This is a genomic window from Streptomyces sp. ISL-66 (assembly GCF_018614135.1).
In the GTDB taxonomy this organism is placed as follows: Bacteria; Actinomycetota; Actinomycetes; order Streptomycetales; family Streptomycetaceae; genus Streptomyces.
The window spans coordinates 19,140-31,461 of the sequence record NZ_JAGGOW010000004.1; the positions used below are offsets into that span (position 1 = coordinate 19,140).

Below are 12,322 nucleotides of genomic sequence, written 5' to 3' on the forward strand. Positions count from 1 at the left end.
CCGAGCGCAGCGTGTATGAGACGGCTCGCCGCTGCGTGGCGCGCGCCAAGTAGGTTCCGCGGGGGCCCGTCACCACCGTGGCGGGCCCCTCGCCGCCTTTTCCCCTTTTGCAGCCAGCACGGAGCATCACATGATCACCTGCACCAAGAACGGCCAGCACAAGATCCCCGAAAACGGGCCGAACTTCCGTGGCCCGCACCCCGAGATACACCAGGCCATAGCCGCCGCCTACGAGGGCTGCACAGCCTGCACCATGGACATGGAGCAGCGGGTCCAGTTCAACGACGACGGATTGCTCACCGCCGTCATGATGTTCATCTGGCTCGCCAGTCAGGCCCAGGTGCGCGCCTCCCAGCGCCTGGAACCCGTCAGCTGTGCGGACGAGCTGTTCCCGGGCGCGATCCTCAAGGACCTCAACCCGACGACGCGCCGCTACCTACGCAGGATCGTGCTCACGGACCTCGTCGAAGCGCCCTGCGGGCTAATGGCCCGCCAGCCCGACGGCAACGAGATCGTCGAGGTCATTACGTCCGCCAGCGTCGGCGAGCGCTACGTCCTGTGGCAGGAAGCCCTCTCCGGGGCCGTCGGCATCGTAATGATGGAAACCTTCCGCATCTGATCCCGCGCCCGCCCCTGGACACCCGACCTGACCGCACGGCCGCGGCAGAACGGCCCGTTTGGGATACACGGGCCGCAGGGTCTCTGCCGCTGACTGCTGGTACGCCTCACCAGAGCGTGTGGGCTTGACCTGTCTGCCCGTCTGCTTACCCTTCGCGCCGCTCAGGGGATTTCGCCGCCGTCATCGTCCGGCCGCTCCGCCGTGGTCTTCCAGATCAGCCCGTCGACCTGCCGCGCCACATCGGTACGCACCGGGTCGACCATGTGCTGGTACCGCGCCGCCATGGCCGTGGTCGACCACCCCATGAGGCCCATCACGGCCCGCTCCGGCCCCCCGAGGATGAGCAGCACCGTGGCGGCCGTATGGCGCGCGTCGTGCAGACGCCCGTCCCGAACCTTCGCCTCCACCAGCAGGGCCTTCCACTCTGCCCAGTCCCTACGGATGCGACGGGCTGCCCCCGCGCTCGTCGGGGAAGACCCAGCCGCCTTCCACCCCGTGCTTCCCCGCGGCGTCCCGCTCCGCGTCCTGTGCCTTGCGGTGGTCCCGGAGCAGATCAACGAGCTGGTCCGGAAGCCCTACCGCGCGGCGGCCGGCACGCGACTTGGTGCTGGAAGTCTCCGGATTGGTGCGTCGCTTCTCCGGGCAGTACCCGGCCTTGCGCCCGCAGGGGTCGGTGCACCCGTGCGCGTACTGTGGCCGGCGGCGGCTGCGGCGGACCACTAGGAACCCACCCTCAAGGTCCACGTCCTCCCATTTCAGGGCCAGCACCTCCCCCTGACGCAGTCCGAGGGCGAGCGCGACCGCCCAACGCGCGGAGTTCCGCCGCCAGGCGTGGTGTGGAGCCCGTCCGGCGTCGTCGTCATGTCGCAGAACAGCAGTGCATCCACGAGTTCGGGGCGTTCCAGCTCGAACTCGCTCTCCAACTCCTGCCTGAGCCCTCACTCCTCGGCCTCCAGAAGCGCGCAGGAGTGATGAGCCACGAGACGGACGACCCGGTCATCCGCACCTTCCTGCTCACGGAGGAACCGGGCCCCGTCCAACGGATGGAATCCGGTCGAGGCAAGGCTCGGCGAGTAGCCGATGTCGTGGAGCACCGCGGCTGCTTCCAGCAGCTCCGCGTCGGCGCTAAGGATCGGGCCCAGGGAGCGGGCACCCTCAGCGACTCCGAGCGAGTGCACCCAGCGCCGCGGCAGCGGATCGGACAGCAGCGATTCGGAGAGCGAGTACGCCCACGTAGTCAGTCCCATGACGGCCAAGGCTACGGCCGACTGGTGGGAGTGGGGAGGGCGCGTACCGTGCGCCCCTTGCCGTGGACGGTATCGAGCAACGCCGTCCCTTCCATCTGGGCAAGGGCACGGCGTACCGCTGTGCGGGATACGCCGAAGCCCTCGCAGAGCTTCGCCTCGGACGGGTAGGTATCGCCGATCGCGAGGGACTCCTCTGCGAACACATCGATCATTCGCTCCGCGAGAGACCGCCGGTCGCCGCCTCGGGCGACGCGCCAGCCGAGCCCGGGGGCTGATTCAGCACGCCCTCGGCTTCGAGCACCTTTAGCGCTCGACGGATCGTGTTGCGGGCGACACCGTGCGCGCGGACGAGATCACCCTCTTCGTCAGGCGAGATGGGGCTCCTTGAGATAGCCGTGCTCGCAGTAGTCCTTGCGTTCGCGGTGGGAATCTCCTCTTCGCTCTCACTGAGGTTGTGGGAAATGCTTGGGCAGCATATTCGTCAGCGCTGATTACGCTGGTATGCCTGGCCTACGTGAGCCATAGGCGCGTCAACGACCGCAACCTCAGCGTCAATGTCAAGTCGGTATTTATGGTTGATGCCGACAATAACATCCTGGGGATGCGGGGATACCGTGCCGCCTTAGATCTGGCGTCCCATCTCGGAGCCGCATTTGCCGAAAACCCCGCCCTACGGCGCCAATGGGACCGTGAGCCTCTCTCGTCCATGTGGCGCGAAGTCGATGGCCGCTACGGCCCTCACCCCGTGGCGAGTGCTCGACTACTCCGAGAGGCGTTCGAGTATGTAGCCATCGAGCGGCTTTGCGTCCACCTGTCCGACTATTTTAAATGGGATGAGCGTCCGGGCGGGCGACCTGCGCGGCTATCAGCGTAACGACATTCCCGATGTCCTACTTTCTAATCGCTTCCTGGAACTCTTTTCGCGCGACATGTCGGATAGAGACGGATTTAGGCCTAGCGATGGGACATCGGACCGCGGCGAGGTCGTCGTGGCCTTTAACGGCGACCATTATTTTCATAGATTCGAGTTGACTCTTCCCGCAGACAGCTCTATCAAAGGAAATCCTGACGGATCTCTCGCAATTTCAGGTCCAGCATTTGACATGGGGATGTCCGTGCGTTTCGAGGGGATGGCGGAAAGCATTCCTGCGGAGTATATGACGGAATACGTGAACGTATATCCGACATTGGTGCGCGAGTACGAAGTTGAGCTGGGCTTGACCGTATCTGTTCGCCGCTCACTTATCTTCGGGGGAAGGCGCTGGCGTTACCACCTATGGATTGATTCGTTCGCTCATGAGATGAGTAAGTCATTCGACTTCAAAAGCCACTTGGCGGACATGAACTGGCCGATGGTTTCAGCGATGCTGCACTGTATGAGGCAGAGGCCGTCCCAAGACGAAGGCCCCGCTGAGGCAATCACGGTCGCTGCACCGCCAACCCCTGTGCCGGATCGGGCCGAGGTTCGGTCGGAGGAGTAACACTCGTCCGCAATAAGGGCTCCGGCACAGGCCAGGGGCACGCTAGACAGCTTAGGAAATCCATAAGGAAGAGAAAAATCCCCTTGGCGGCCACCTCGATACTGCAGGAGGGTGGAAATATACGGGCTCGGGCCGAGCCCGGCGCGCTGGCCCGCAACCCGGTTTCGCTTGCCCAGCCGGCAGCGAAGTTGGCGGGGATTCACCACTCGGACGGTGAGGGCGCCCGCCGTGTGTACGTGGACGGGACGATCCTGCGCCTTGCTCGCCCGGAGCGCGATCTCCACATGTTCCTTCGACGCGTGCAACTGCCCGACTGGGAAGACGTGGACATCACGGACGCCGGCTCTTCCGGTGGGAGGGCGGGGGCCCTGAGACGTGGGCGGACTGACGGCTGCCAACGCCGCCAGGCGATGCCCCGCGAACGAACCATGCCCGAGACATCGCGACGGTGTCACCCGGAGGAAGAAATAAGGTTCACTGTATAATTCGCCTCGAACTTGCGCTCATCGTCTTCATATTGGGCTCTATACGACCACGGGAAATCGAAAAATCCTTCGAGGTCGACAAAGAACACCTTTTTTCGACCTGCAAAATAGAAAGTTTCATTGGATCCGCCAGTGGTCACCATGTGTTGCCAAAGGCTGCTGTCAATCATTAGCATCTGATTAAAACCGCCACTCTCCAATGCGTCGAAGTGGAAAATGGAGAGGCGTTGTGTGGAATTATATGTCAGGCTCTTTCCTGGCTTGATGGACAGTACCCCACTCTCATGGATCGGCTTTCCCGCTTCTACGTAATAGAGGAGCCCGGATTGAAATGTTTGCCCTGGGTCTTTCACGCGAACTGAGCGAGCAGATATACCGCCATATGGGGATACCGAACGCGTTCCCGTGTTGGTGATGCTTGCCAGCGTAACATCAATGATTTTTTCGGCCATGATATTTTCTCCCCGCGCTTTCCAGATCAGTTGAGCCTCGAAAACCGCCCTTCCACTAGACATGGCGCACCCCGCCGGTGCGCCCGAATACGGAGCAGTGGCGGCAGTCGGGTGTGCGCGGGCGTCGACGCTCCTGGGGGGGAGGTGCGTCACGATCCGAATTGTGGGACCTGTGTTCGCCGTACTCCCATGCAATCCCCGGATCTGAACCCACGCAACTCGTGAAATCAACCTGTAGGCGGCATTACTTGAGGACAGGGCGCCCTGTAGGGGGTCACATAGTTGACATTTATGGGGGCTGCAGGCGCGTGGCTGTTGGCACCCGTCAGAGCCACGTTTAGCGCCAGTCCTCACCGGTCGCTGCTGGACCCAAGGCGGCTGAGTGGCGTCGGCTTGAAGCCCGCGATACGATGACAGTGGAGGAGTTCAACGCACTCCCCTGGGGGAGGGATTCAGAGCACTCAACGCTTTGGAGCATTGCCATGAACGCCAAAGCTAGCTGCGGGCCGCAGAGTGACCCCGAGTTCTTCGCCGCACTCGACAAACTGTTCGCCCAGTATCCCGAGGCCGCCGACAAGTACGCCATCAAATGCATGACCCTGGAACTCGACATCCTAAAGATCGACTTCAGGAAGCAAGTAGGCGTGGCCCGCATCGAAGACGGCCGCCTCATCACGGAATACGTCGACCGAGACCCCGCGCGCAGCGCCGACTGCTGCACATTTTGGCACGGCGAATGCATCCTGGAATGTGACCCCCCATGGCTAGGAGAACCGCATTAGGGGGACTAAAGCTGCCGCGCTCCCGGCCTTCAGACAGAATTCGTCAAGCAGCCAACCCACAGCGGCGCGGCCAGGCCAAGGAGCTGCCAGGCTTTCTGGCCTGCGAACGCCTGGCCAGCACTGCCTGGGTTCTGCCCGCCGTCGCAGTTTCCGTCTCGTTCATGCTGTGCGCGGCCGTACATGCTCGTTCATGCACCTCCGGTGATCGCTGGTCCCGTACGGGACCGTACGTCCATGAACACGTCCGGATCAGGTTCTACCTATCACGGACAAACCTGCAGAGCGAGTTACGCCGGTTCGATTCCGGTCACGGCTTCCACGACGAAGGCCGCTCAGGGGAAGGTTCCCCCGAGCGGCCTTCTCTGCCGTCCGGCAGCGCTCGGCCCGCTACGTCACGACCTCGGGAGGGCAGCGGCCCCGTCGGGCAGTCCGCCGTTGTTCTCGCATCTGGACTCTTTGGCGATCGCACGCGCGGCGGAGTGGGCGAGGACGAGGTAGTCCTCACCCAGCGCGGCGTCACCCTTGCTGTTTTGGTATTGGTCCGTGTACAAGGCCGTGATCCGCAGCGGCATGTCGTGTGTGGAACCGACACGAGTACTCACGCAGTCGAAAGCCACGCCTCGTTCTTTGTCAGCGCGCGTCACCCGAACCCCCGTCCGCGCAGTTCCCGGAGTGCCGGCGTTCCCACTCTCGGCAGCGACGCGGATCTCTCCCACCCGCCTCCCGCTGCCCACGATTCCGGTGACGGTACACACAGGAGCAGTGAACTCCCGGACCTTCGCCCCAGCGCGGTACGTCTCCTCCAGCGCCTTGCCCATCGCCGTGACACCGACGGTCTGCGCGTCGTCATTGACCAGATCCGAGGACTGCAGCACGTGCATCAGCGCCTCACCGGCGGCGTCCGTGATCAGCCCGGGGCATGCCTCCGTCAGATCCACTTCCGGACTCTTGACCGAACGCGATGCCTTCGACTCGGGATCTGACGTGGTGCATCCCGCGACCAGGGCCACGAGTACCGCGAGTGCCGCGACGCGGGCGGTGGAAACCGTCAGGACGCGCACATCAGCCCCCTGCGGAGGAAGTCCTGGTCGTCCTTCATCAGCTGAATGCACATCGGCACTTCCTCTCGGCCCGGGTGTGTGGCATGCCGCCGGCTCTCACCGGCCTCGCCAGCGGGCATCAGGGTGCTTTCTTCGAGCTGGCCACCAGGTTACGGCCGACCGAATGAGCCACCGAGGACTCTTTGGAGGCCGTACCAGCCAGCGTATCGATGTCCTTCTGGGACAGGCCGGAGTCAGCGGCCGCGTTGCGGACCGCGTTCCCGGCAGCGCTGCTCGTGCTCGCGTCGCTCTGCGAGTACATCTGCCCCACGGCCTTTTCTGTGTCGGAGGTCTTCTCCTTGACCGTGTCCTTGGCGTCCTCGACGAAATACTCGGTGACATCCTCCTGGACCCATTCCACGAGATCACCGGCAAGCGGCACCATTTCCAGGTACTTGCCACCGGCGGCGGAGATGCCGCGGTTGATCCACTTCGCCCCGTCCTCGACGCCCTTCACGTACTCCTCGTTCTTGTGCGCCGTCTCCGCATGCATGCCCTGGGCGCGGGCCTCCGTCATCATTCCGGCGATCTGACCCCCAGGCTGTACGGCGTTCTCCACCGCCTCGCCCAGCATGGTGTAGTCGCCCCGGTGTTGGACGACATCGTTGACGAGAACCGCCGTGAACGCCTGGTTGGCATTCGTGATCACGCCGTAGGCGCCGGGGTCCTGGCCGACGGCGCTGAGGAAGCGGGCTACCGTCGCCTCGTCGAACTCGGCCATTGTCCCGGCGACCTTGATCTGGTTCCCGCCGTTCTCTGCGGCCGCCTGGAGGTCCGGAATGTATTCCGCCGCCATGTTGCCGAAGTGTCCGGCCAGGGAGCCCAGGGTCGGCTTCTTGTCCTCGTCGTCCGGGTCCTGCGCCACCAAGGACGGGTCATCGCCGATCTTCGTGACGACCCGCTCCATCACGTCCGTCATCGGGCCGGTGTGCGGTACGGGCTTGGCGTCTTCGTCGCCCGCCACGCGGCCCGTTACCGCCGCCTCCAGGGCGCCGCCCAGCGCCTCCTGGGCCGCGTGCGGGTCGCCCGCCTTCGTCATGTCGAAGCTGTCCACGTACGGCTTCTTGTCGAGCATGTAGTCGACCGTGCCCTGCGGCTGCCCGTGCTGTCCCTTGACCGGCTTGTCGTCCTTGGTGACGATGCCGTCGTGGTTGCTGTCCTCGCGGACCGGCTCGTTGAAGAAGGCCGTCGCCGCGTCCGGGTTGTTGCCCAGCGCCTCCATGAGCCCGGTCAGCGGGTAGAAGCCCCGGCCGCCGCCCTCGCCCTGATTGAGGACCGAGTCCAGGCCGTACGGGGTGTGGTACTCCCAGGCCTTCGGGTCCTTGCGGTCCATGGCGACCATGTCGCGCCCGACCGAGGTCAGGAACTCCGTGTCGTACTTGCCCTCGCGAATCAGCGCACCGAGAGCCTGGTAACCGTAGATCGTCGTCACCCCGCCGGTGACCTGCATCTCCTTGCGGCCCGCCTTCATCAGCTGGGTCGTCCAGGCGGCGTCGAGGTGGTTCGGGACGTCCTTGTGCGTGGCCAGCCCCAGCATCGCGCCCATGTCGCTCTGGATGTTCGCGACCATCAGAGCACGGTCCTTGCCCGCCGGCCCCAGGCCCGTAGCGTCCAGGGACATCGTGGAGTACATCTCCAAGGTCCCCTCCGGGCCCACCGTCCGGTAGAAGCCCGTCGCGAACTCGGGGTCCTCACGGTTGTCGTCGAGCAGGTCCTCCAGCTCGCGCAGCGCCTCGGGGTTGCGGGCCGTGCCGCCTTCGCCGGTGACCTTCTTCATCAGCGCGGCCGCCCGGTCGACCTGTTCGGCGTCCAGGGTGGTGTACTTCGAGGCGGTGAAGTTGTTGTCGTCCGTGACGTTGGCCTGGAGCGCGCGGACGAGGGAGTCGTCGGCGTCCTGGGCGTCCTCGACGGCCCGGTTGACCCGCTCCTGCCACAGGCCCTGATTGGTGCGGAGAGAGGTCTGGTAGTCCGGATCGTGCTGGGCCGCGTACCGGTCCTGTGCATCGGCGAGCGGGATGGCGGACACCCGCCCGGTCTCGTCGATCCGGAACCCGGCGGCCGGGGCGTCCGCGACCAGCTTCTTGATCTGCTCCTGCACCGCCTTGATGGTGGCGTGGCCGTCGGCGAGCAGCAGGTGGATGCCCTTGGCTTCCTTGGCCGCGTCGTCGAATTCCTTGGCCGTCTTGTCGATGAACGGGCGGGCGACGCCCGCCGTGACGCCGTTCCACTGGGCCTTGTCCGACTTGGCCTTCATGCCGTTGCGCGCCGACTCCGCCAGCTCGTCCAGCTTCTTGACCATCGCGGCCCAGTCGGTGATCGCGGTCTGGAGCTGTCCCAGGGGCGCGTTCATCACGTTCTCGTACGTCAGCACGTGTCCGTCGCCTTACTTGAGAAGCTGGTCGATCTTGGAGGACGTGAAATCGGCGTGCAGCTGCTGCTCTTCCTTGTTGTGGGAAGAGAGGGAGTAGTTCAAGCCGTTGGAGATGTTCGCGCAGGCGGCGATCAGGGTTTTGAGCTGGCTCTCCCAGCGCGTGTTGACCTTCAGCAGGGCCGCGCCGCTCGCGAAGTTCTCGCGGGTGAGCGCGCCGGCCGCCTCGGCGGTGGCGGTGGCGGCGTGCTTGCCGTCGGTGGAGAGCCGCGTGTGGAGCTTGTAGGCCTCGGAACCCACTTCGCCGATGTGGTCCTGGTTGAGCTCGAGGTCGCCGCCACCGCCGGGACCGGGCTCCGTCGGGACGTGGTTCAGCCGCATGGAGACGTTGGCTGCGGCGGTGGTCCGGGCGGCGGACCATTCCTCGTCGAACGACATGGGTGCCCTACTCCTTCTGCCGATGCCTCTGACTCTGCCCGGCGTGCACTGCACTACGGGCCATGCGTGGTGGCGCTGGGTGGGTCAACTGTTCCTGCGCCGCACGACGACCGCGGTAACGGCACCGCCGATGATCACGCAGGCACCGAGCCCGAGGGCGATCCAGGGCAGGACACTGCCGCTGTCCTTCTTCGCCTCGGCCTGGGGGGCGGGTGCGGGTGTGGAGGCGCCGCCGGACTGGGGCGTCTTGCCGTCCGAGGAGGGCGCGGGCGAGCTCTTCGCTCCCGTCCCGCCGCCGGCTGCGGCGAGGTCGGGGAGCGGGTAGACATCGGCCGGGCCGGGGTCGCCGGGAGTGACCACCGCGATGCGGGGACGCACGATGCCGTAGCCGATGAAGTCACTGCGCTCGGCGCCGTCAGTGGGCTTGCCCGCTGTGTTCATCAGGACGCGGAGCACCTGATTGTTGGTCCACTCGGGGTGGGCGGACCAGATCAACGCGGCCGAGGCGGAGGTGAGGGCGGTTGCGTCACTTGTGCCGTGGTTCTTGCACACCCCGGTCTTGCCGGAGCAGGCCGTAACGATGTCCACGCCGGGTGCGGACAAGTCGACCTGAGAGCCGTGCTGGGACTCCACAGTCACCTTGCCAGCAGAATCGACGGCGCCGACACCCACCACACCGGGCGTCGCCGCCGGATACATGACTTCGTTCGTAGAGCCCCCGTCATTACCGACAGCGGCAAAGATCAACTTCCCTTTGGAGAGGGCGTATTTCACCGCTTCAAGGCGTGCCGGGTCTTCGGCAGGCGACCCCAGGGAGATATTTATGATCTTCGCCTCCGAATCTGCCGCGAATCGGATCGCCGCGGTCCAGGCCGCGTTCTTAACGTCGACAGCTTCGGGGACACGGATTGGAAGAATTTTGGCACCAGGAGCGAGCCCGAACGCCCCGTCACCACTGGGATGCGCACCCGTAGCTGCGATCAACGCAGCCATGGTGGTGCCGTGCTCATTCGAGTCCGTTCGCTCGTCCCCGTCATAGGTCGTGGCGAAGTCCTTTCCGGGGACGACCTGCCCGTCCAGTTCAGGGATGCGATTGACACCGCCGTCGATGACAGCAACCGTGATGCCCTTGCCGCTGCTGGTCTTCCAGATGTCGTCGGCCTTCATCGACGTGAGATGCCACTGCTGCGACCGGATGGTCTCCGCATGGGCCGGGGTCGCGGCGACCCCGGCCAGCAGGAAACCCGCCAAAGCCGCGGTCGCCTTACGCATACGCATCCCGTGCAACGTCCGCTCCACTCAGTCGATCACCGGCGGAACGACGCTACGGCCGCCCTGCCATGTCTCTTCGTCTTCGGCCAGATAGTCCGGGCGTTCACCGCTCTGGCCTGCACCCCGCAGGCCCGGAGCATGAGCACCCGCGCCACCGTGACCCATCGGACGAGCCGTCGAACCAGCACCCGATCCATTTCGGACCAGCCCCGACCCGCCCTGAGTGAACGGCTGACCGCCAGCGACCGAACGACCGCCGGCACCCGCCTGGCGCCCGCCGACCGCACCACCCGGTTCCATGGCGAGACGACGCCCGGCCATGGAACCGCCGACACCGCCGTGCGCGCCCCCGGCTCCAGCGCCCATGCCACCCATGCCGCGGCCGGTCGTCTGAGCACCACCCTCGCCACCGATGACTGTGCCCCGCGGAATGCCTGCACTCGGCCCGCCGGACGTCACTGGCCGTCCGCCTACGATCCCGCTGTCACGCGGAGGCAGGCCGGCGATGCCGCCGAGCCCTCCGGCCTTCCCGCCTGGACCACTCATACCGGGGACGCCGTGGGCGAGGCTGCCAGGGCCGATACCGCTCCCGGGCCTCGACATACCGCCAACGGGCGGGACCGTCATGGGCGGAATGAACCCGCCCGGTGTGACACCAGTAACGGCACCGCCCGGACCAGACGGATTTACGCCTCCGGGCACACCCGTGGTCGGTGGGAGAGTCCTGTCCGGGAGTGTGCCGACAGTGTTGAGGTCGGTGCCTACATTGCGGTCGGGGAGCACCGAGATGGGGCCCGGTGTCGGACTTGTGGTCCCGGTCGAAATACCGACCGGCCCTGGCTGCGGTCCGGATGTGGAGTCGGGCGCATACGACGAACCGCTGGGAGCCCCCGCCACCGGGGCGTACGTCCCGCGTGTACCACCAGTGCCTGTGGAGTCGCCCCCAGGACGCGTCACCGCCTGTCCACCGTCGTCGAGCTTCGGTGGAACGAACGTCGGGGGCAGCTTCGGAAACGTCGGAATCTCCGCCGATTCCATCCCGGTAGCCGACGCCTCGTACCCCTGCGCCAGCTTCGTCATCTGCTGGACCGCTTGCTGGTGGTCGCCGTTCAGCTTCGAAGTTGCCTCCTGGCCGACCTGCTGCGAGTCCGGGTCGTTGTGGAACTCCCGAGCCGCCTTCAGGTTGGCGGCCGCCCCGGCGTCGTACGAGGGCATGTTGGCCTTGACCTCGATCACGACCTGGCTGGCCTGCGTCATCTGCTTGCCGCCCGCGGCGCTGTATTCGCTCAGCCGGAGCGTTGCGTTGCCCGTCTGGCTGACCCACTCCTGGAACGCCTGGGACGACTCGCCCTCCCACCCGGTCACCCGGTGTTCCTTGAGGCTCTCGCCGATCTCCTTGATGACCGCAGCGGCGTCGGTGAGTTGAGCACCCCGCGTCTTGAGGGTGTCCGCGTTGGCAGAGGCGAGCATGGCCAGCAGTTGCTGGTGCGTGTGCCCTTCGAAGTCCGTCCTCGCCATCAGAAGCCCTCCCCGTGAGTACCGGCCGACGCGCCGCCCTGCGAAGCCGAATTGTGCGGAGGCGGCGGAGCCAACGGGTCCCGCTCAGGAACGTAGTTCTCCTTGGCCTGCTCGCTGATCGCCAGCATCCGCCGCTTCGTGTCCTCGTCGACGTCCCCGAACCCCTTGCCGGCCGTCTGGATCGCGATCCCCAGCGCCTCGATCTGGTCGGCGAGCCCCTTCGAGAGGGCCAAGAGCTGCGTGTGGACGTTCGTGTAAGCCGTGTAGAGCCGCTTGGCCTCGGCGAAGCCCTCGCCCACCGAGTCCGTCGGGAGGGTGCCGTCCGCCAGTTTCTTGTCGCTCGCCGGGGATTCGTTCAGCTTCGCGAGCAGGCCGTCGACCCGCTTCTTGTACGCGGTCATCGACTCGTACTCGACGGCCAGTGCGCCCACGGCCCCCGGCAGGGCGACGCCCACGCCGTAGTCCACACCGAACACGCCCGGCCCATAGTCAATTGCCATAACGACCTCCCCGCTCCCCGTCCCCGTTCGGACCCCGTTCGTACGCGTTCGCACGCGTAC

At 65.6% G+C, this 12,322-nt stretch carries 10 protein-coding genes and 3 pseudogenes; 3 read left to right on the forward strand and 10 right to left on the reverse strand.

Annotated features, from left to right (window positions below; all coding sequences use genetic code 11):
* Window positions 1-130 precede the first annotated feature (130 nt).
* Window positions 131-619: a hypothetical protein gene (locus tag J7E97_RS00945; protein WP_215021336.1), complete on the forward strand. Its 489-nt coding sequence runs from the start codon at window positions 131-133 to the stop codon at window positions 617-619.
* A gap of 161 nt (window positions 620-780) precedes the next feature.
* Here the strand turns inward: J7E97_RS00945 and J7E97_RS00950 are convergent.
* The 3 pseudogenes from J7E97_RS00950 to J7E97_RS00960 all read right to left on the reverse strand — a co-directional run.
* Window positions 781-1,441 (reverse strand): annotated as a pseudogene (locus J7E97_RS00950) (tyrosine-type recombinase/integrase); the annotation flags it as partial.
* Window positions 1,387-1,866 (reverse strand): annotated as a pseudogene (locus J7E97_RS00955) (HD domain-containing protein); the annotation flags it as partial. The pseudogenes J7E97_RS00950 and J7E97_RS00955, both read right to left, overlap by 55 nt.
* An 11-nt stretch (window positions 1,867-1,877) precedes the next feature.
* Window positions 1,878-2,329 (reverse strand): annotated as a pseudogene (locus J7E97_RS00960) (GntR family transcriptional regulator).
* Window positions 2,330-2,699: 370 nt separating this feature from the next.
* On the opposite strand from J7E97_RS00960, the gene J7E97_RS00965 reads away from it, so the two are divergent.
* Window positions 2,700-3,347: a hypothetical protein gene (locus J7E97_RS00965; protein WP_215021337.1), complete on the forward strand. Its 648-nt coding sequence runs from the start codon at window positions 2,700-2,702 to the stop codon at window positions 3,345-3,347.
* Between the two features lie 451 nt (window positions 3,348-3,798).
* Here J7E97_RS00965 and J7E97_RS00970 read toward each other — a convergent pair whose 3' ends face one another.
* The gene (locus J7E97_RS00970; RefSeq protein ID WP_215021338.1) at window positions 3,799-4,437 is read right to left on the reverse strand and encodes a hypothetical protein; all 639 of its coding nucleotides are present in this window, start codon (window positions 4,435-4,437) and stop codon (window positions 3,799-3,801) included.
* Between the two features lie 263 nt (window positions 4,438-4,700).
* Between J7E97_RS00970 and J7E97_RS00975 the strand changes: the two genes are divergently transcribed.
* Window positions 4,701-5,066, forward strand: coding sequence for a hypothetical protein (locus J7E97_RS00975; RefSeq protein ID WP_215021339.1), 366 nt, complete (start codon window positions 4,701-4,703; stop codon window positions 5,064-5,066).
* Between the two features lie 392 nt (window positions 5,067-5,458).
* Here the strand turns inward: J7E97_RS00975 and J7E97_RS00980 are convergent, their stop codons facing one another.
* The 6 genes from J7E97_RS00980 to J7E97_RS01005 all read right to left on the reverse strand — a co-directional run bounded on the left by J7E97_RS00980 (window position 5,459) and on the right by J7E97_RS01005 (window position 12,262).
* Window positions 5,459-6,127: a hypothetical protein gene (locus J7E97_RS00980; RefSeq protein ID WP_215021340.1), complete on the reverse strand. Its 669-nt coding sequence runs from the start codon at window positions 6,125-6,127 to the stop codon at window positions 5,459-5,461.
* Between the two features lie 118 nt (window positions 6,128-6,245).
* Window positions 6,246-8,537, reverse strand: coding sequence for a hypothetical protein (locus tag J7E97_RS00985; RefSeq protein WP_215021341.1), 2,292 nt, complete (start codon window positions 8,535-8,537; stop codon window positions 6,246-6,248).
* 12 nt (window positions 8,538-8,549) lie between these two features.
* Window positions 8,550-8,972 (reverse strand): hypothetical protein, encoded by a 423-nt coding sequence (locus J7E97_RS00990; RefSeq protein ID WP_215021342.1) that lies wholly within the window; start codon window positions 8,970-8,972, stop codon window positions 8,550-8,552.
* An 84-nt stretch (window positions 8,973-9,056) separates the two neighbouring features.
* A complete protein-coding gene (mycP, locus tag J7E97_RS00995; RefSeq protein WP_215021343.1) occupies window positions 9,057-10,250 on the reverse strand; it encodes a type VII secretion-associated serine protease mycosin in 1,194 nt (397 codons plus the stop codon).
* 21 nt (window positions 10,251-10,271) lie between these two features.
* Entirely contained in the window at window positions 10,272-11,762 is a 1,491-nt protein-coding gene (locus tag J7E97_RS01000; RefSeq protein ID WP_215021344.1) for a WXG100 family type VII secretion target, read from the reverse strand.
* The gene (locus J7E97_RS01005; protein WP_215021345.1) at window positions 11,762-12,262 is read right to left on the reverse strand and encodes a hypothetical protein; all 501 of its coding nucleotides are present in this window, start codon (window positions 12,260-12,262) and stop codon (window positions 11,762-11,764) included. The genes J7E97_RS01000 and J7E97_RS01005 overlap by 1 nt, the downstream gene beginning before the upstream one ends.
* Window positions 12,263-12,322: the final 60 nt, after the last annotated feature.